Here is a 17,508-nt window from a genome sequence, read left to right as displayed (position 1 = left end):
TCAACATGAAAATCGCTTTTGTTTTTCCCGGACAGGGAAGTCAGGCCGTGGGGATGGCCGCAGGCTTTGCCGACAACGCAGCGGCTGCGGCCGTGATGAAAACCGCCGACGCCGCTCTCGGCGAGAGCCTCTCGGGGCTCATTGCAGAAGGCCCTGCGGAGAAACTGAACCTCACCGTAAACACCCAGCCCGCCGTGCTGTCCGTTTCTTACGCGCTTTACAGCGCGTGGCTTGCCGCGGGCGGCGTTAAGCCCGCTGTTGCCGCGGGGCACAGTCTCGGTGAATACACGGCGCTTTTGGCCGCGGGCACCTTTACGCTTGAAGAAGCCGTAAAACTCGTGCGTTTCCGAGCCGAAGCCATGCAGTCGGCGGTGCCCGTCGGGGTGGGCGGCATGGCCGCGATCATTGGTCTTACGGATGAAGCCGTGGAAAAGGCCTGCGCCGAAGCTGCCGAAGGTGAAGTGGTTGAACCCGTGAACTTCAATTCCCCGGGGCAGGTCGTGATTGCCGGCAACACCGCGGCGGTGGCGCGCGCCTGTGAAAAATGTAAGGCGGCGGGCGCCAAGCGTGCTTTGCCTTTGGCCGTCTCCGGGCCCTTCCATTCAAAGCTTTTGGCGGGTGCTGCCGAAAAGCTGGGCGTTCGTCTTTCTGAGGTTGAAGTGAAGACCCCGGCCTTTGACGTGATTGCCAACGTGGACGCGGCCGTACATACGGCGCCCGATGATATCCGTACGGTGCTCGCACGCCAGGCCGCCAGCCCCGTGCAGTGGGTAAAGACCGTGCACGCGATGAAGGCAATGGGTGTGACGCATGTCGTTGAGTGCGGCCCGGGCAAGGTTCTGACGGGCCTTATCCGCCGCGTTGATCCAACGATTGAAACGGCCAATATTTCCTCGGTTGACGCCATTGCCGCGCTTCTGGAAAAAGACGGTTTCCGAGCTTAAGACACAGATTTTTTTGTAAGGAACACGAAGAATGCTTATCAATGCAGATGCTTTTGCCGGGCGCGTGGCGCTCGTAACGGGCGCAAGCCGCGGCATCGGTGCCGCAGTGGCAAAAAAACTCACCGAAGCCGGTGCTTTTGTGGTGGGCACCGCAACCTCTGAAAAGGGGGCAGAGGCTGTCTCGGCGGCTTTGGGAGAAAAGGGCCGCGGCATTGTCTTAAATGTCACGGACCGCGCAGCCTGCGCCGAAGCCGTCAACGCTGTTGTGACCGAATTCGGCCGCATCGATATTCTTGTCAACAACGCGGGCATCACCCGCGACATGCTCGCGATGCGTTTAAGCGACGAGGACTGGGACACGGTGATTGCCACCAACCTTACCTCGGTCTTTACAATGACGCGCGCGTGCCTGCGCCCCATGATTAAGGCCCGTTACGGCCGCATCATCAACATGAGTTCGGTGGTGGCTCAGATGGGTAATGCAGGGCAGGCCAATTACGCTGCCGCCAAAGCCGGCATCATCGGCATGAGTAAGTCGGTTGCGCAGGAAGTCGCTTCCCGCGGCATTACCGTCAACTGCATCACCCCGGGCTTTATCGAAACGGATATGACCAAAGCCCTGCCCGAAGAGACCCGAAAAGCGCTCTCAGACCGTATCCCTGCAAAGCGCTTAGGGCAAACGGATGATATCGCGGGAGCGGTCCTCTTTTTGGCCTCAGATCTTGCGGGCTATGTAACCGGCGCGGTTTTGCCGGTCAACGGCGGACTCTTCATGGGGTAGTGCTTCGCGCGCTCATCCCTGATAAAATAACGCGCTTACGGGGCGGCAGACATTCGCCCTCGTACCGAATTTTTTCAGTATTACCAGAATTACCTCCCCGGAGACTTTAAATGGACGATTTGGAACAAAAGGTCAAGAAGATCATCGCTGAACAGCTCGGCAAGAACGAAGCCGACATCAAGAACGAGGCTTCCTTCATCGAAGACCTCGGCGCTGACAGCCTCGACACGGTCGAACTGGTGATGGCTCTTGAAGATGCCTTTAAGGTTCAGATCCCCGACGAACAGCAGGAAAACCTGCGCACTGTTCAGCAGGCGATCGACTTCATCAAGGCCAACGTCAAGGCCTGATGTCTGAGCGTCACGGGTCCGCAGCCTCAGACTGAGCCGCGACCCGTGAAAAGTTCTCCGAAGGGCCTCAGATTTCAGGCCCTTTTTTGTGCCCGCTGAAAGCGTGTGTTCCTACCGCGGGCGCCTTAAAACATAAGGATTAATCCGTTATGCGTCGTGTTGTAGTGACCGGTCTGGGACTGGTCAGCCCCCTGGGCAATGATGTGGACACCTCCTGGAATGCGCTCCTTGAAGGGGCCTGCGGCATTGACCGCATCACGCTTTTTGACGTGGAAAATTACGGCTGCCAGATTGGCGGTGAAGTCAAAAACTTTGATGCGGCACAGTATTTGCCCGCCAAAGAAGCCCGCCGCTTTGACCGCTTTATCGCTTTCGGGTGCGCGGCCGGCATGGAAGCGTTGGACGATGCGGGGCTTAAGTTCGAGCAGGGCGATCCCGCCGCTGAACGCGCAGGCGTCATTCTGAGCGCCGGTATCGGCGGGCTTGACATGCTCTGCAAGAACTACGGCACGCTTCTTGAGCGTGGTCCGCGCCGTGTGTCGCCCTTTATGATTCCGGGCTCCATCATCAACCTCGCGGGCGGTGAACTCTCGATTTTAAGAAACCTCAAGGGCCCGAACCTCACAACGGTGACGGCCTGTGCTTCCGGCCTGCACGCGATCGGTGAAGCTTCCTGGATCATCCGCCGCGGCGACGCAGACGTGATGGTCGCGGGCGGCTGCGAAGGCTCGATCTGCCCTGACGGTATTGCCGGCTTTGACGTCATGCATGCGCTGTCGCGCCGCAACGACGATCCCAAGCATGCCTCGCGCCCCTTTGACACGGGCCGCGACGGCTTTGTGATGGGCGAGGGTGCCGGTGTTCTCGTGCTTGAAGAGTACGAACACGCCAAGGCCCGCGGAGCAAAGATCTACTGTGAAATCGCGGGTTACGGACTTTCCGGTGACGCAGGCCACATCACGACCCCGTCCACCGACGGCCCCGTGCGCAGCATGAAGATGGCTTTGGGGCACGCTGAGATGAAGCCCGAAGACGTTATGTACGTGAACGCACACGGTACGTCCACCCCGATCGGCGACATCAACGAATGTAAGGCGATCCGTGAGGTCTTCGGCGAGCACACCGAGCACATGTGGGTGAGTTCCACCAAGGGCGCCACGGGGCACCTTCTCGGGGGCGCAGGCGGCCTTGAATCGGTCTTTACCGTGAAGGCCATTGAAACCGACACGGTGCCGCCGACCATTAACCTCGAAAACCAGGATCCGGAATGTAAGGTCCGGGTGTGCGCCGGTAAACCGGAAAAGGCGGTGATCAACGCCGCCATGAAGAATAACTTCGGTTTCGGCGGCACAAACGCCACGGTAATCTTCAAAAAGCTGAAATAACCGCTCGGCTTTAAGCCGAAAAAAAGCCCGCCGGGAGGAAAGCTCTCAGGCGGGTTTTTGCTGCCCCGGTCTTCGGGTTTCTCGCACAGCACTTTGGTCTGGCAAAGGCTCTTATCTTTGTGCTGCCGCTGATAGCCGTGACGGCGGCAGCAGAGCCTGGTCAGCGCTTGCCGCTCGCATCCGGGACTGAGGCCGCGCCAGCGCTTTTGGCCTCAATGTCCTTAAGCTTTTTGATCGCCTTGATGTGCCCTTCGGTGCGCTTGGTGAGAAGGCTTGCGGCAATGCCCGAGACCACAATCGTCACCATGCCGACGGCGCTGGTAAAGCTTACGTCATCTCCGAAGATAAGAACACCCATGAGCGTGGAAAAGAGAATGACGGTGTACTGCAGGGCGCCTGAGAGCACCATGTTGCCGCGGGAAAAGGCCATCGTGAGCGTGAGCTGTCCGAGGGTCGCGCAGACGCAGAAAGCGAGAATGCTTGCGGCACCCGTGGCAGTCCACGCGTGAAAGCCGCCCGTGAAGGGAATGGCCGAGAGGCCGCAGACGCTTCCTGCAAGCATCAGGAAAAAGATGATGCGCGAAAGCGGCTCATGGTAGCTTCCGAGGCGCTTCACAAAGCCCGTGGCCAGCGCCGTGAAGCCGCCCGCGGCGATGCCGACGCCCGCGGCAAAATATTCGTCCGGCCGGATGGTGGGCCCGAGCAGAATGACAACGCCCGCAAAGCCCGCGGCAAGGCTGGCCATCAAGCCCCAGTTGATGTGGGAGTGATGCAGCAGCGACCAGATGACGACAAAGGTTCCCAAAAAGAGGGGAGCTGTGTAATTGAGCGTCATCGCAAGGCCGAGGTTGAGGTGCGAGAGCGAATAAATCCCCGCCACAATGGCGGCCACGCCCGCCAGAGACCGCACGGCATGCGCCCACGGGTGCTGCGTGCGCATTGAGGTGCCTTCGCGGTGCATCATGATGAAAAAGACCACGAGCCCGAAAAACGACCGGTAAAAGAGCACTTCCCAGGCGCCAATTCCTTCAAGGCTCGCAAACTTAATGCACACACCGTAGACCGCGTAAAAAACGGCGGCGACAACCATCCAAAGCGACTGCATGCGTTTCTCCAAAGTATCTTTAGATTGTATCGCCGGTGCTTATGCCCGAAAAGGGGCTTTTTTTTTGCGCTGCGTCAGACTATTTCCTGAGCTTGTAGCCGATCACGAAAAGCCGAGCGGCAATTGCAGCCGCAACGACAGCCGCGGCAGCAAGCACGGTGAGGCTCACCCAGGCATTAAAGTCGCTTTGCCCGAAAAAGCCGTAGCGAAAGCCGTCCGTCATATAAAAGAAGGGATTAAAGCGCGAAGCGGTTTCCCAGACGGGCGGCAGGCTCTTGACGGAATAAAAAACGCCCGATAGAAAGGTTAGCGGCATCAGCACGAAACTCTGAAAGGCGCCGAGCTGGTCGTACTTATCGGCCCAGAGTCCGCAGATCACGCCGAGGCTTGCCATGAGAACGGCCCCTAAAACCGCAAAGGCCAAAACCCATAACGGGGACAAAATCATCGGACGCCCCCAGAAGAACGTGGCGATAAAAACGCCGATACCCACAACGAGCCCGCGCACAACCGAGGCCCCGATAAATGCCGCGGCAAGCTGAAGACCTGAAAAAGGCGGAAGCTCAATAAAAACGAGGCTTCCCATGATCTTTGACTGCAACAGCGACGAAGCGCTGTTGGCGAAACTGTTTTGAAGAAGCGACATCATGACCAGGCCCGGCACCAAAAACTGCGTGTAGGTAACGCCCTCAAACGTGGCCATCTTGTCGTCAAGGAGTTCCCCGAAAACCGCGAGGTACATCACGCCCATGATGACGGGTGCAAGCACCGTCTGCAGGGCGATTTTCCGGAACCGCAGCACTTCTTTTTCAAACAGCGTGAGAAAGGCGGCGCCTGCGTGATAGGGTTGTGGCTTGGGAAAGGTCTTTTGTGTCATGTCAGTCGTGCGTGAGGCGCAGGAAAACTTCTTCAAGGCTTGCCGGTCCCGTCTCAATGTCAGTAATGCGGCAGCCGGCATCGTGGAGCCGGTTCAGAATCCGGCGCAGGGCGTCAGCGTCAGGCGCTGAGGCCGTAAAGACGTTTTCGCCCGCGGCGGAAAAGGGCGTGCCTTCGGTCTCAGGAAGCGTCCCCTCAAGCAGCCGGAAGCGCACCCGGTCACCGGAAAAGCGGGTGAGAAGATTTCGGGTGGTATCCAAGGCCGCAAGTTTCCCGTGACTTAAAAGGGCAATCCGTTCACAGAGGGCCTGCGCTTCCTCAAGGTAGTGCGTCGTAAGAATAATGGTGTGGCCTTCGGCGTTAAAGCGGCGCATGAGGTCCCAGAGCTTGTGCCGTAATTCCACGTCAACGCCCGCCGTCGGTTCATCAAGCACAATCACGGGCGGCTTATGCACGAGCGCCTGCGCGATCAGAACGCGCCGCTTCATGCCGCCCGAGAGGCGGGAGACCTTGTCGTTGATTTTTTCCGTGAGTCCGAGGCTCTCAATGAGTTCCTCAATCCAGGCGTCGTTGTTTCTCAGGCCGTAGTAGCCGCTTTGCTGCCGCAAAATCTCGCGGACGGTAAAGAAGGGATCAAAGGTGATTTCCTGCGGGACGATCCCGACCGCCATTTTGGCGCGCCGCGCATCGGTGATGACATTCATGCCGAGCGCCTCAATCGTGCCTGCGTCGGGCGTGACAAGGCCCCCGAGAATGCCGATCAGGGTGGACTTGCCGGCGCCGTTCGGGCCCAGCAGGCCGAAGAGTTCGCCCTGCTGCACCTTAAAGGAGACGCCCTCCAGGGCGTGCGTGTCGTGCCCTTTGCGGTGATAGGTTTTTGTGAGGTTCTGAACGCTCAGGGCATTCGGTAAAACGTTGGACATTACTTAAAGATATCCGTGCCTTTTGCGGCGAGAAAGGCGGAGAGTTTCTGAAAACGGTGAATGACTTCATCGTCGGTCGTGCGTGCAATTTCGCGGGCTAGCTCCCGGGCTTCATCAGGATTAAGCATCATTGACTGCGTGAAAAAGTCTTCAATGATGCGGCGCCGGGCACAGATGCGTCGTGCGTGCCTTAACCCTGGCTCCGTGAGCGTAATGGGGCCGTAGGGCTGGTAGGTGACGAGTCCCGCTTCCTTCATTGAGCGCAGTGTTGCGGCCACCGTGCCGCGCGTGACGCCCTTTTGCTGCACGATCGAGCAGCCGCGCGCCGTTCCCTTTGCCGACTGCTCTTCAAAGATGACCGCAAGATAGTCTTCCTGCACCGGGGTGAGTGGTTTTTCCGCCATGGTGTTCTCCCGTGTTTTTTCTTTTTACGAAAGTCTAACTGCCTGAAAGGGTGAAGACCACCGGCACGTCAACGTTAAGCGCTTCCGTGACCGCGAGTTTCATGCCGATTAAAGCGTCCGCGGCTTTTCGTGCCGCACGGTTAAGCAGTACCGACGCATGCGGCTTTTTAACCGTGACAGCCGTCACGGTGCCGGCGGCGTCGATGTTGACGGTGAGAAGCACCTCACCTTCAGTGCCCGTCTGGCGGGCGCGCCGCGGATAGCGTTTGTGTTCGTTAATGACCGCAACAATGACGGCAAGCGCCTTGGAGCGCTCCTGGGCGGAATTGCCGGCTTTTTCCGGGTTCACGGCAACGGCTGATGCCCCTTTGCCGGCACCGGTTTGCGCTTCGGCCGGCACCGTTTTTTCGACGGCAGCAGGGGCCTGAGGCTTAACTTTGGGACTGACGGGCTTTACTCGTTTCCGGGCCTCGGCCGCCTTTTTGGGTACGGGCTTCGGTTTAACGGCGGGTTCGGGCTCCACGGGTTTCACCTCGGGCGCAGGAGCCGCTTCAACGGGTTTGACGGGCGTGGGCTTTGCGGCAATCGTAAAGTCGCTTTTCTCTGCCGTATGTTCAATGATTGTTTCTTTGACGGGCGCGGGGACCATTTCTATGGTGACTGTCGTTTCCTCTTTGAAAATCCCCTTGGTGAGTTCCGGCACGGCAATCGCTTTTTCCGCAAACCGTAAAAGCACGGCGGCAACGAATAACAGCCCCACCGCGCCCACTACGGTGCGTGTGAGCCGCGTTGCCCTGAGAATTTCCTTACTGCCCCCTGCCATCGTCACTGTAGCTCCTTGTCGGAGCTTCCGGTGATGTCGCCGGGCTCGCGCGTACTGATCACAAAGCGCCCGGAGCGCTTGACCTTCGCAAGATCCAAAACCGACACGAAACTTGCAAACGGTGCCTTCTCGTCCATAAAGATGTTGAGAAGATTCTCAGGATCCGCGTCAAGTGCTGCGGCAAGTCCCTTGAGATCGGTTTTTTCATCGCCGAGCCAGAGGCTGCCGTCAGCCTTCACCGAAAGAACGAGTTCGTTACGCTCAGCGTGCTCTTCGGCATTTTTGGCTTCCGGCAGAATGATTTCCAGTACCGGGCGGGAAAAGCTCATCGTCAGAACGAAAAAGATGATGAGCATGAAGAGACAGTCAATCAGGGGCGTGAGATCGATCTGCGGCTCTTCCTCGAAGTTGTCAAAGAGGTTCGGGCCCATGGCGCACCTCACGAACGGCAGACGGGACAGGTGCCCTCAGCCGTTTCCTGTCCTGCGGCGTGCTGCCCGAGGTGAAGGCGCCGGCAGACTTCAAGCGCGCGGTAGCTGTGTTCGATCGCCTCAATGTGAAAGCCCCGGAACTTGAGCATGAGGTAGTAGTAGCACATCAGTACGGGAATCGCGATCGTCAGTCCCATGATCGTGGTGATGAGCGCAGACCAGATGCCGGAAGCCAGGACCGAGGCGTTCGCCTGTGTCACGTCACTCATGCTGCGGAAAACGTCCACCATCCCCCAGACGGTGCCGAGAAGTCCCAGAAGCGGGGAGATGACAGCGATGAGTTTTAACCAGCAAAGGCCGTTACTGACACGCTTAAAGTTGCGGTAAAAGAGATATCCCACCTCGGCACGGATGTCATCGGAGTGATGCGAGTGGGTGGAGACGATGTCGTAGATGATGCGGATCAGGGGGTTGGCGCGGTTGGGATCAATGTCACGCAGACAGCGGTCGCGGCCTTTTTCCAGATCCAGAAAGTCATGCTTGAAGTTACGCCACACGGCGGACATGTAAAAGAGCTGCCACAGGCCCACGTAGAGCGCAAAAAGCGCCACAACGCAAAGCGCAAGGCCCGCAGGGCCGATCAGGCGGTAGAGGGCATCAAAGCCCGCGACGGAAACTTCCATGGTACTTCTCAAGGTAAATGACGGAATAAGGGACGGCCCGGCAGAAAACGCGAAACTTTTCCGCTTGGCCGTCAGTGGGCGCTGTCAGGCAAAAAGGGGTGCCATCGCTTCGGCGGCGCGCGCCAGATCACTTCTGTCCGGATGGGTGTCCGCGGCCTTGCGGCGTGCCTCACGCTCGGGCGTCACCTTGCCGCCCATCATCTGCGTCATGCGGTCAAAAACCTCTGAGTCGATGCGGCCCTGGCACAGAAACGTTGCTTTGAGCGTGTTGCTTTTGCCCAGCGCGGCGACTTCACCGGAGACTTTTTTGGCCCAGGCCAGCGCCCTCGGGTCTTCGGGTTCAGCGCCCATCGTGATGAAGGTCCCGATGGTTTTACCGGTCACACGCGCGGCAAAGGCCTTCATGTCTTCGGGCGCATCCCCCTTGTCGCACCAAAAACCCAGAAGCACGGTGCTGAAGCCCGTGAGATCAGAGGGGGCCGTCTCCGGCGTATAGAGAACGCCCGCGGCATAGGCGTCTGCGAGCCAATGCCCGACGATGCGGGTGTTGCCCGTGACGCTTGAAACCACAACAAGCGCTTTTGCTTCGTTTGTCATTCTTACGTATTCCTTTGGTAACTTCGCAGAGTGTCCTGTCAGTCAGGAACCAAAGCAGAAAGCGGCCTTGGCCTTATGAAAGGCTTCGACAACACTATCGATAAGCTGATGGTTTTCGCGTCCGACATAGACAGAAAACGCCACGGATCCGTCATTGGAGAAGAACTGCACGGAATGCGATTCTCGTCCCATAAAGGGCATTGTGACAAATGCGGCGGCCGCGATGTCTTCGTACTTGATGTGGCCTCCGGCAACGGCGTCTTTCTGCAGGATGTTGTAGTAGCCGCGGGCGCACTTGCCGGTGGAAAGTTTGGTCTGAATCTCAAAGACGTGACCGGCGTGGACAATAAAAAGCGTCACCTTCTGCCAGGAGGCAAGTTCCGCCCAGAGCGCCTCAAAGCGCTCTGCGATGCTACCCGTGACAAAGGCGACGGCGTCGTCGGGCATTTTCTGTGCCGACGCAAGTTCCGTGGTGTTAAGGGCTTTTGCGACCGTGGCAAGCGTCACGGGAAAAGGTGCCTTCATGAGTTCTTCGATCTTTGCGGCTTCTTCGTGGGTTGCGGCAATTTTTTCAGTCATGGCTGACTCCTGTTGGTTTTTAAGAGTGAACGGGTTGGTCCTGAAGCATTGCCATGTCTAGCGCTCTGTCGCAGCAGGCAAGCAGTTCCAGGTCATGGGTGATGAGAAAAACGGCGCGGCCTTTTTCGGCTTCTTTTTTAAGAAGCCCGGCAATTGCCTGCATGTTGGCGCCGTCCAGGCCGCTCGTCGGTTCGTCCAGAATGAGAATCCCCGGTTTTTTCGCGAGCGCACAGGCAATGACGGTGCGCTGCTTTTCGCCGCCGGAGAGGCTCTGAGGGTGACGGAGGGCCAAATGCGTGAGGTTGAGGCTTTCGAGAATTTCGCGGGCAAAGGCTTTGTCAGCTTCCGTAAGATGCGCCTTTTTAAAGCGTGCAAGCCACCCGCCTTTCCGGCGCATGAGGCTTGTTTTCTGAGCGGCCACCGCGCTTTCGATTTCTTCAAGGACTGTCCTCATCTGAAGCTGATGGTCGGCGTTCTGAAGCACAAGTCCAGTGTGAGGCATCAGAGCGCCTTTGTCGCCTGAGAGGTCACGGCCTGAGAGCGTAAAGCGTCCGTGCTGCGGGGTGTTAAGCCCCGTGAGAATGCGGGCAAGCGTCGTTTTTCCAGCGCCGTTTTTTCCGATTAAAGCCGTGATGCCGGGCTTCACGGCAAAGCTCACGTTTTTAAAAATCGGCTTTTCCGGCACGTAGGCAAAGTCAAGGTCTTCAGCACTGAAGACGGCGTCCGCTGTTTTGGGAGCAACTTCCCTTGTGACCGCTACCCGGGGCAGCGTCACGCGCGCGTCTTCCACCACGTCCTTACGTAACCCGAGACGGCTTCGGAGCAAGGGGTCGCTGAGAATGGAGTAGGGCCCCGTTTCCCGGATTTCGCCCTTTTGCATGATGATAACGGCATCGGCGGCATCCCTGAGCCAGTAGAGGCGGTGGTCCACCACGAGAATTGCGCAACCCTGGTGCTTGAGTTCAATGAGGGTCTGCGCGAGCGCAGCGGTTGCTTCCGGATCGAGGTTGGCGCTCGGTTCGTCAAGAATGAGGACCTTGGGGCCGAGAGCCAGAATGTCGGCTAAGCCAACCTTCTGCTTCTGGCCCTCGGAAAGCGCATGAATGTCCTGCTTTACAAGACTTTCGATACCCACACGGCGGGCGGCTGCGTCAACGCGCTCAGTGATAGCGTCGGCGGGAACGCCGCGGCTGCGCAAAGCAAACGCGATTTCATTTCCCACGTTTAACGCGAAAAACTGCTCTTCCGGATCCTGAAAAAGGGTTCCGATGTCTTCGGCGAGTTCGGCAACCGGTGTCTGCGAGACGTTTTTCCCGGCGACTGTCACGCTCCCGGTGACCGTGCCGCCGTAAACCTGAGGCGCAAGGCCGTTGGTCAGCCGCATGAGCGTCGTTTTTCCGCACCCCGAAGCCCCCGTGACGATCTTGAGTTCCCCGAGTTTGACGGTAAAGGAAATGTTTCGGACCGCATCGTGATCGGTGTTGGCGTAGCGGTAGGTGACGTTATCAAAGGTGATCATCTTTCACTCCTTACCGGATCACCGGGCCCGTGCCCGCGAGCACGTGCCTCAAAAAGATTTCGCAGAGGATGACGGCCGCTGCGGCAATGACGGTTGCCGCGAGAATCCGGGCGTCAAGACTGGTCATTGTCTGCCCGTCACTGCGCATCGTGCGGCTGCGGGTGCCGAGGCCCTTGAGTTCTGAGGCTACCCCGAGCGTTTCAGAGGACTTGAGCGCCCGGAAAAGCACAGGCGCGAGAATGAGGCGCGCCGAAAGCACGGGCTGCACCGTGAGCATCGCCGGCCCCAGGGGCCAGCCTTTGATCCTGAGCGTTTCCCAGACCTGCTTGATGTCATTGGTGAAGGTCGGGATAAAGCGCAGCATCACGGTGACCGGCAGAAAGATGTAAAAGGGGAGACGGATACGCTCAAGCGTTGCCATCAGATCCTCTATATGCGTTGTGAGCGCGAGAACCATCACCACGTTCATCATCGAGAGGCCGCGCAGAAACGGGATGATGAGTGACTTTACGGAAATGCCGCCCATTGCCGGAAAGATTTCCCCGAGGGCTGCGCCGCACAAAACGGCCACACCCATTGTCACGGCCATCACGCCGTAAAGAACGGCCAGAAGTCCCGGACGGCGGATTAAAAGCGCGTAGACAAGTGTTGCGGCAAATATGGCGAGCTGCCCGATAAGGCCGGAAGCCGCAACCGTAAGAACCGCGGTCACCAAGGTCACCGCGAGCTTTGTGCGTGCGTCAAGCCTTCGCATCAGGTTCGTTTCATCAGCCGCCGCTTTAGCGAACAAATCCCGCATGTCTTAATTCTCCGACCGTTTTCCAACCGAACCAAAGACCCGCGAGGCTTCCGGCGTAGCCCAAAAGCACAATCGGGATGATGACTGACATCAGCTGCGGGCTTTCCCGCAAAAAGAGGTACGAGACGATCAGTGACGCGCCTTTTCCGGTGACGTCAAACATACCCGCCGCGACCCAGGGCGCCCAGGCAGTGGCTGCGCCCCCGGTGAGTTTCACAAAAAGTTCGCCGACTAAGGCACCGAGGAGCGCTGCAGGCAGCAGCGTGAGACTTCCGCCCATGAGGCATACGCTTACGATCATGCTCACGGCCGTAAAAAGCAACAGCGTTCCTGCTTTCGGAATCTTTGTGAGAAGCACGATCAAAAGCGTTGTGAAGACGAGGTTTTTCGCCACAAGCGACACGGGATTCATCCCGCCGCCCGCAAGCGCAATCAGAAGACTTGAGAGCTTTGCGGCTGCGGCAAAGACGCCGATTAAGACGAGCTCCCTTGACTCCCAGTAGCGTTTTTTAAGACTTGTCATGTTCCTTGTTTCTTTGTGGGTGATCCACCGGGCGGCAGACTCCCTGAGTGCCGCCCGGGGGAATGTTTCATCAGAAGCGGGCGTTCATCTTCAGACTGAAGTAACGGGCCGGTTCATAAATCGACTGATTGTCCTGGTACTTCTTGTCAAAGATGTTGTAGAGACCTGCATCCAGCGAGTACTGCTTCTGAGGCCCGAAGCAGACGCCTGCCGTGAGGTTTAAGGTCGTGGCGCCGCCCAGGCGGTAAGCTGAAGAGCTCCCGGCGACCCCGTCGTCATACTTTGTGGCAGTCTGGCTGTGTGCGTAAAGATCCGTGCGCAGTGCGAGTGCATCGTAGGACCCCGTCCAGCGCACGCCGTAGCGCGCCACGATTTCGGGTGTTGCCGTGTCATAGGTCTTAAAGCCCACACCGTTGTCGTACTGGCGGCGGATCCACGTGACGTTGGCATACGGTTCAAAACCGGTCAGGCCGATGCGGTAGGCGGCAGAAAGCTCAACGCCGAAGGTTTTCGCTTTGGCAATGTTGGCGTAACGTTTGTTGACGGGACCGTCCGCGACAGCGGCGATGTAGTCATCGGCAAGCGAGAGAAATGCTGCCGTATCGACCATCAGGCCGCCGCGGATAAAGCGGGCGCCGATTTCAAAGTTGTCGCTTGTTTCGGGATCAAGATCCGGATTGCCGTAGGTCATCCCCATCGAAGAGCCCATCGACGTGGGGATATAGCGTTCCTGCAGAAGCGGCGCGCGGAAGCCCTGACTCCATAAAGCGCGCAGCGTCAGGTCTTCAATACCCGTCCAGGTGATGCCGGCGTTGAAAATCACACGGTCATCACTTTGATTGCCGGCTGTGTCCGTTTTTGTACCCGGGTTTCCGGCATTCTTTCCGAGAGCGTATTTCTTCACGCTGTAGGCATCATCCATGTCGGTTTTGACATAGGTGTAACGGGCACCATAGTTGAGTGTGAAATCGGCGGGCAGCGTCGTTTCCATTGAGGCGAAGAGGGCATGCGTCTGCATGCTGCCGTTGTAGACGCCGTCATTGTTGTAATAAAGCGAGCCGGCAGGGAGCTTCATCATCAGCGCGCCCATACGTCCGAGAGTGCTGATGGTGTTGCTGGTGGCCTTGAGCTCATCACGGTTGTATTCGTAACCCGCCACCAGATAATTGGATTCGCCGAGCTGCCAGTCCGACTGAAGGGAGAAGCCGTACTGATCGGTTTCATTGTCTGCATAGTTGTCAACCGTAAACGGCATGTCGGAGCCTGCAACGTGGTTGAGCATGTTTTTGGTGCTCTTCTGGTAGAACACGTCGGCTCTTATGCGGGAGAGGTACTCACCGAGGTTTCTGAAATCGGCAAAAAGCCCGACCTTGTCACGCTTCCATTCCGGAACGTCCACTAAGAAATCTTCGTAGCCGGGCATGGCGCTTCCCGACATGAATTCCATGTCAAAGTGATCAAGCGTGAGGCCCACCGTCTTGTTTTCATCGATATCGTAGGAAAGAAAACCGTTGACGCCGGCGGATTTAAACCCGGTGCTGGTCATGTCGCCTGCGGGTGTTCTCAGGTCATCGCCCTTTTCATGCGCAACGCCCAATCGGTATTTCCAGCCGTCGATGTTACCGGCAACATAGGCGGAGGCCGAAACCCCGTTGGAGGAATTATCGAGTCCTGCGGAAACTCCGGCTTCAAAGGGCTTTGAGCCGCCTTTTTTGGTGATGATGTTCACGGCGCCGCCGATTGCGTCAGAACCGTACAGGACGGAAGCCGGCCCCTTGATGACTTCAATGCGTTCGATCATTGCGGGGTCGATGAGCATGGGAGAGCCCGACATCGATTTGTGTTCGGCAATCTTTTGCCCGTCAATCATCACCAGGGTGCGGAAGGTGTCTTCGCCGCGCACCTTGATGCGCTTCATGCCTTGACCGCCGTCATTGTTGATGCGTACGCCCGGGACGTCTTTTAAAAGGTCGCCTACGGTTCGTGCGTCTGACTTCGCAATATCTTCGGCCGTGATGACGGAGACCGACATATTGACGTCCATCAGTTCCTGCTCGACGCGGCTTGCGGTCACCTTCACGTTTTCCGTGGTGACGGTGTCTGCGTCCTGCGCCTGAGCCGTTGTGCCGACGGCAAGCGCTGCGGTGACGGCAGCGGCCGTGAGGGTGAGGTTGCTGTACTTCATGGTGTTTCCTTGGTTACTCAGTCAGAGTCAGTCCGGCCGCCTCCTTTTTCGCGGTCAGGAAACTGACGGTTGTGAGCGTTTTGTCACCCTGCTCAGGCGGGCTTCAGGTCGGCTTCAAACCTTGGGGAGGCTTTAAGCCCAAGACGGACGTTTTGAAAAAAGGTTTATGCGGCCATTGCTTCTTTTCTGAGCGCTTTGCCGATCAGATCAACGAGAAGCTGCGCAAGGGTCACGTGCCAGAACTGGCCGGCCACGGTCTGAACAAGCCAGTCGCCCGTGCGTGTAACAAGGCCTGCCTCTTCCCACTGCGACGTCACTTCCCGGGTAAGCGCATCAACGTCAACGCCGAAACGCTCACTGATGCGCGGGAGGTTGATGGCACCGGACTCCATGTCGGAAGAAACGGTTCTCAGCAGTGCCCAGTTCGGACCCGGGGCCGTCATCACCATCACGGGTTTGAGCCCGGCGTCAACACCTGCGCTCCAGTCGGCAAGGCTTCGGTTCATCATGAAGCCGTAGCCCTTCAGACGGCCGCCCGCACCGCAGCCGAACGCAAGGCAGTCGCAGGCGCTTTTACCGAGTTCGTTATAGATGTTGCGTTCGCGGTTTGTCTGCCGCCAGTGGTTGTTGGAAAGCCGGTGCCACTGATGCGCCGTGAGGACTTCAACGGATTTGGCAAACATGTCGGCTTTCTGCGCCGTGTCCGCTGCCGCCGGGAGTTTGCCGTTGGCGATGTATTTCGCAAGAGGCGACTTTTCAAAAACATTTAACTGATAGCAGTCAACGCCGTCAAGGGGCAGCGTCATCGCGGTGGCAAGGTCGTCTTCCCAGACTTCCATTGTCTGGCCCGGAAAACCGTAAATGAGGTCAATGACAACGGCGGCGTTATCATAGGAGCAGAGCTTTTCAAGCCGGCTGATGAGGGCATCACGGCCGTCCATGCGCTGCACGGACTGTCGCACCTGACTGTTAAAAGTCTGAACGCCCAGACTGAAGCGGTTGACGCCGCCCGCAAGCGCCGCTTCCATCTTGGCGTCTTCAAAGTGGTGAATGCGGCCTTCAAGCGTGATTTCGCAGTCGTTTGCAAGCGGCAGGTGTTCGTGCACGGCTTTAATCACCGCCTTCAGATCCTCAGGGAGCAGCGCCGTGGGCGTGCCGCCTCCGAAGTAAACCGCGTGAATCAGCCCCGAATTCTGTGCGGCCCTGTCGCTCCAGAGCTCAATCTCACGAATCAGGCGCCGAGCGTATTCGCGGCTTGCGTCTTCCTTGAAGGGATTCTGATAAAAGAGGCAGTAAAGGCAGCGGGTTTCACAGAAAGGGACGTGAAAGTAGGCTAGCCCCTTGCCGCTTCGCGGCTCTTCCCAGAGTTCAGAGAGGCGCTTTTGTGCGGCTTCTCCCATCAGGGGCATGCCGCCCGGTCCCGAATGAATCACGGCTTTGGCCTTAAACGCCGCGTGCAGGGGATCGGCACTGTCGGCAAAGTAAGCCGAAATGCCGCCCGCATTGACGGCCTCTGTCATGGCGCGGGCGCCGGACTCAAACGTATCCTGATTGGCGCTTTTGGGAATGGAAGAGGGATGCATTACTCAATTGCCTCTGTGTTTTCTGTGATTGTATGCAAATGAGAACCTAAATAAGAATCATTCGCAATGTATGATAACTCAAACAACGGCGATTTTAAGCATGGCATCAGAAAACTGTCAATGCGATATTTCCGGGGAATAAAAAACCGCACGGTTGTGCGGTTTCTGAAGGATGCTAATCGCTGTCCTTTTCAGCAGTCTTTACGGCCTGCCGGCTTCTGCGGCGGGCCCGCTTAAATTCGCCCTGCAGCTTCTCGGTGTAGCTTTTCACCTTCATTTCCGCGAGATCAATCAGAAGCAGTGCGGCAAGCAGAGTGGGGAAGATCCCGTAGGCGAGTGCCTGAACGGTCGCTTCACTGCCGGCACCGAGCCGGTAGGAAAGACAGAGCAGAAAAGAGCACCACCAAAGCTTCATCAGCAGGTGCCCCGGGCGCAGGCGCAGGGCGTCACGCAGTGCCGTCACGCGTTCTTCCTGCGTGAGCATCTGACGGAAAACCCACAGAAAGACGATGATGTTTGCGAGTGCCGCGAAATTGATCCAGTCGGAAACGGACATAGTGTATGGCTGTAAAGCTCTAGCTCTTAAAAACGGTTCTGAACCGTACGCCGCTCATTATAAGGAGGCGTTACTTCGCGTCCGGATTCGGATCCTTGTCTTCAAAGAAACCCGGGTTCGGATTGGGAAGCGTTGAAACACAGCGGAAAACAATGACAGCCTCCGAGCCCGGTTTTCCGTCACGCTTTTGGCTTACGGCATCAAGAGGCTGCGCACTCTTGTCGCTTTTCTGACAGTAATCCTGCGCATAGTCGTTTACATACTCACGCACGCGGATTGCCATGTCTTCCCAGGGCCAGACGGCATAAAACTGCCAGGTGTCGCCCATCACGTTGGAGAGTTTTTCTTCCCGCTGATCGTAGAGAGCGGAGCGCCCGGAAAGATCGGCGCAACCCGAAAGTGCGGCTGCTGCAAGGCATAAAGCCAAAACTGCTTTTGTCATAGAAATTCCGCGAGGAAACC

At 57.7% G+C, this 17,508-nt stretch carries 20 protein-coding genes; 4 read left to right on the top strand and 16 right to left on the bottom strand.

Annotation, left to right across the window (positions count from 1 at the left end):
• Positions 1 to 5 precede the first annotated feature (5 nt).
• The 4 genes from fabD (at position 6) to fabF (ending at position 3,460) form a co-directional block, all read left to right on the top strand.
• Positions 6 to 944, top strand: a complete 939-nt coding sequence (gene fabD / locus NXF97_RS02730; RefSeq protein ID WP_274956390.1) for an ACP S-malonyltransferase — start codon at positions 6 to 8, stop codon at positions 942 to 944.
• Positions 945 to 975: 31 nt separating this feature from the next.
• Positions 976 to 1,725 (top strand): 3-oxoacyl-ACP reductase FabG, encoded by a 750-nt coding sequence (gene fabG / locus NXF97_RS02725; RefSeq protein ID WP_274956389.1) that lies wholly within the window; start codon positions 976 to 978, stop codon positions 1,723 to 1,725.
• A gap of 110 nt (positions 1,726 to 1,835) precedes the next feature.
• Positions 1,836 to 2,075, top strand: a complete 240-nt coding sequence (gene acpP, locus NXF97_RS02720; RefSeq protein ID WP_074009976.1) for an acyl carrier protein — start codon at positions 1,836 to 1,838, stop codon at positions 2,073 to 2,075.
• 149 nt (positions 2,076 to 2,224) lie between these two features.
• On the top strand, positions 2,225 to 3,460 hold the full coding sequence (gene fabF, locus NXF97_RS02715; protein ID WP_274956388.1) for a beta-ketoacyl-ACP synthase II: 1,236 nt from the start codon (positions 2,225 to 2,227) through the stop codon (positions 3,458 to 3,460).
• Positions 3,461 to 3,620: 160 nt separating this feature from the next.
• On the opposite strand, the gene NXF97_RS02710 is transcribed toward fabF, so the two are convergent.
• From NXF97_RS02710 to NXF97_RS02635, 16 genes are all read right to left on the bottom strand, one after another.
• Entirely contained in the window at positions 3,621 to 4,565 is a 945-nt protein-coding gene (locus NXF97_RS02710; RefSeq protein ID WP_274956387.1) for a DMT family transporter, read from the bottom strand.
• A gap of 79 nt (positions 4,566 to 4,644) precedes the next feature.
• Positions 4,645 to 5,442: an ABC transporter permease gene (locus tag NXF97_RS02705; protein ID WP_074009977.1), complete on the bottom strand. Its 798-nt coding sequence runs from the start codon at positions 5,440 to 5,442 to the stop codon at positions 4,645 to 4,647.
• Between the two features lies 1 nt (position 5,443).
• Positions 5,444 to 6,364 (bottom strand): ABC transporter ATP-binding protein, encoded by a 921-nt coding sequence (locus NXF97_RS02700; RefSeq protein WP_274956386.1) that lies wholly within the window; start codon positions 6,362 to 6,364, stop codon positions 5,444 to 5,446.
• Complete coding sequence (locus NXF97_RS02695; protein ID WP_274956385.1) at positions 6,364 to 6,768, bottom strand: metal-dependent transcriptional regulator; 405 nt, start codon at positions 6,766 to 6,768, stop codon at positions 6,364 to 6,366. Before NXF97_RS02695 ends, NXF97_RS02700 begins: the two co-directional genes overlap by 1 nt.
• Positions 6,769 to 6,802: 34 nt before the next feature.
• Positions 6,803 to 7,591 (bottom strand): TonB family protein, encoded by a 789-nt coding sequence (locus tag NXF97_RS02690; RefSeq protein WP_274956384.1) that lies wholly within the window; start codon positions 7,589 to 7,591, stop codon positions 6,803 to 6,805.
• A 2-nt stretch (positions 7,592 to 7,593) separates the two neighbouring features.
• Positions 7,594 to 8,022 carry an ExbD/TolR family protein gene (locus NXF97_RS02685; protein ID WP_274956383.1) on the bottom strand — a complete coding sequence of 143 codons (429 nt, stop codon included), beginning with the start codon at positions 8,020 to 8,022 and terminating at the stop codon, positions 7,594 to 7,596.
• 8 nt (positions 8,023 to 8,030) lie between these two features.
• Positions 8,031 to 8,705: a MotA/TolQ/ExbB proton channel family protein gene (locus NXF97_RS02680; protein ID WP_022373300.1), complete on the bottom strand. Its 675-nt coding sequence runs from the start codon at positions 8,703 to 8,705 to the stop codon at positions 8,031 to 8,033.
• Between the two features lie 84 nt (positions 8,706 to 8,789).
• Positions 8,790 to 9,302, bottom strand: a complete 513-nt coding sequence (locus tag NXF97_RS02675; protein ID WP_274956382.1) for a flavodoxin family protein — start codon at positions 9,300 to 9,302, stop codon at positions 8,790 to 8,792.
• 42 nt (positions 9,303 to 9,344) lie between these two features.
• Positions 9,345 to 9,881 (bottom strand): heme utilization cystosolic carrier protein HutX, encoded by a 537-nt coding sequence (hutX, locus tag NXF97_RS02670; RefSeq protein WP_274956381.1) that lies wholly within the window; start codon positions 9,879 to 9,881, stop codon positions 9,345 to 9,347.
• A 19-nt stretch (positions 9,882 to 9,900) separates the two neighbouring features.
• The gene (locus NXF97_RS02665; protein ID WP_274956380.1) at positions 9,901 to 11,400 is read right to left on the bottom strand and encodes an ABC transporter ATP-binding protein; all 1,500 of its coding nucleotides are present in this window, start codon (positions 11,398 to 11,400) and stop codon (positions 9,901 to 9,903) included.
• 10 nt (positions 11,401 to 11,410) lie between these two features.
• Positions 11,411 to 12,199 carry an energy-coupling factor transporter transmembrane component T family protein gene (locus NXF97_RS02660; RefSeq protein ID WP_274956379.1) on the bottom strand — a complete coding sequence of 263 codons (789 nt, stop codon included), beginning with the start codon at positions 12,197 to 12,199 and terminating at the stop codon, positions 11,411 to 11,413.
• A complete protein-coding gene (locus NXF97_RS02655; RefSeq protein ID WP_022373295.1) occupies positions 12,180 to 12,722 on the bottom strand; it encodes an MptD family putative ECF transporter S component in 543 nt (180 codons plus the stop codon). Before NXF97_RS02655 ends, NXF97_RS02660 begins: the two co-directional genes overlap by 20 nt.
• Positions 12,723 to 12,792: 70 nt before the next feature.
• Positions 12,793 to 14,907, bottom strand: a complete 2,115-nt coding sequence (locus NXF97_RS02650; RefSeq protein WP_274956378.1) for a TonB-dependent receptor plug domain-containing protein — start codon at positions 14,905 to 14,907, stop codon at positions 12,793 to 12,795.
• A gap of 164 nt (positions 14,908 to 15,071) precedes the next feature.
• Positions 15,072 to 16,490, bottom strand: coding sequence for a heme anaerobic degradation radical SAM methyltransferase ChuW/HutW (gene hutW, locus NXF97_RS02645; RefSeq protein ID WP_274956377.1), 1,419 nt, complete (start codon positions 16,488 to 16,490; stop codon positions 15,072 to 15,074).
• Between the two features lie 175 nt (positions 16,491 to 16,665).
• The gene (locus tag NXF97_RS02640) at positions 16,666 to 17,046 is read right to left on the bottom strand and encodes a hypothetical protein (protein ID WP_274956376.1); all 381 of its coding nucleotides are present in this window, start codon (positions 17,044 to 17,046) and stop codon (positions 16,666 to 16,668) included.
• A gap of 70 nt (positions 17,047 to 17,116) precedes the next feature.
• Complete coding sequence (locus NXF97_RS02635) at positions 17,117 to 17,488, bottom strand: hypothetical protein (RefSeq protein ID WP_274956375.1); 372 nt, start codon at positions 17,486 to 17,488, stop codon at positions 17,117 to 17,119.
• Positions 17,489 to 17,508: the final 20 nt, after the last annotated feature.

The sequence above is a fragment of the Duodenibacillus massiliensis genome (genome assembly GCF_928721995.1).
In the GTDB taxonomy this organism is placed as follows: domain Bacteria; phylum Pseudomonadota; class Gammaproteobacteria; order Burkholderiales; family Burkholderiaceae_F; genus Duodenibacillus; species Duodenibacillus massiliensis.
The sequence above is the reverse complement of the archived record's forward strand: the minus strand, read 5'-3'. Positions and strand labels throughout refer to the sequence as shown.

Coding starts and splice junctions, on each gene's coding strand:
- NXF97_RS02695 (WP_274956385.1), bottom strand. CDS start 6,768: ATGGCGGAAAAACCACTCACCCCGGTGCAGGAAGACTATCTTGCGGTC.
- NXF97_RS02665 (WP_274956380.1), bottom strand. CDS start 11,400: ATGATCACCTTTGATAACGTCACCTACCGCTACGCCAACACCGATCAC.
- NXF97_RS02700 (WP_274956386.1), bottom strand. CDS start 6,364: ATGTCCAACGTTTTACCGAATGCCCTGAGCGTTCAGAACCTCACAAAA.
- NXF97_RS02685 (WP_274956383.1), bottom strand. CDS start 8,022: ATGGGCCCGAACCTCTTTGACAACTTCGAGGAAGAGCCGCAGATCGAT.
- NXF97_RS02655 (WP_022373295.1), bottom strand. CDS start 12,722: ATGACAAGTCTTAAAAAACGCTACTGGGAGTCAAGGGAGCTCGTCTTA.
- NXF97_RS02650 (WP_274956378.1), bottom strand. CDS start 14,907: ATGAAGTACAGCAACCTCACCCTCACGGCCGCTGCCGTCACCGCAGCG.
- fabG (WP_274956389.1), top strand. CDS start 976: ATGCTTATCAATGCAGATGCTTTTGCCGGGCGCGTGGCGCTCGTAACG.
- hutW (WP_274956377.1), bottom strand. CDS start 16,490: ATGCATCCCTCTTCCATTCCCAAAAGCGCCAATCAGGATACGTTTGAG.
- NXF97_RS02660 (WP_274956379.1), bottom strand. CDS start 12,199: ATGCGGGATTTGTTCGCTAAAGCGGCGGCTGATGAAACGAACCTGATG.
- NXF97_RS02680 (WP_022373300.1), bottom strand. CDS start 8,705: ATGGAAGTTTCCGTCGCGGGCTTTGATGCCCTCTACCGCCTGATCGGC.
- hutX (WP_274956381.1), bottom strand. CDS start 9,881: ATGACTGAAAAAATTGCCGCAACCCACGAAGAAGCCGCAAAGATCGAA.
- fabF (WP_274956388.1), top strand. CDS start 2,225: ATGCGTCGTGTTGTAGTGACCGGTCTGGGACTGGTCAGCCCCCTGGGC.
- NXF97_RS02690 (WP_274956384.1), bottom strand. CDS start 7,591: ATGGCAGGGGGCAGTAAGGAAATTCTCAGGGCAACGCGGCTCACACGC.
- acpP (WP_074009976.1), top strand. CDS start 1,836: ATGGACGATTTGGAACAAAAGGTCAAGAAGATCATCGCTGAACAGCTC.
- NXF97_RS02710 (WP_274956387.1), bottom strand. CDS start 4,565: ATGCAGTCGCTTTGGATGGTTGTCGCCGCCGTTTTTTACGCGGTCTAC.
- fabD (WP_274956390.1), top strand. CDS start 6: ATGAAAATCGCTTTTGTTTTTCCCGGACAGGGAAGTCAGGCCGTGGGG.
- NXF97_RS02635 (WP_274956375.1), bottom strand. CDS start 17,488: ATGACAAAAGCAGTTTTGGCTTTATGCCTTGCAGCAGCCGCACTTTCG.
- NXF97_RS02705 (WP_074009977.1), bottom strand. CDS start 5,442: ATGACACAAAAGACCTTTCCCAAGCCACAACCCTATCACGCAGGCGCC.
- NXF97_RS02675 (WP_274956382.1), bottom strand. CDS start 9,302: ATGACAAACGAAGCAAAAGCGCTTGTTGTGGTTTCAAGCGTCACGGGC.
- NXF97_RS02640 (WP_274956376.1), bottom strand. CDS start 17,046: ATGTCCGTTTCCGACTGGATCAATTTCGCGGCACTCGCAAACATCATC.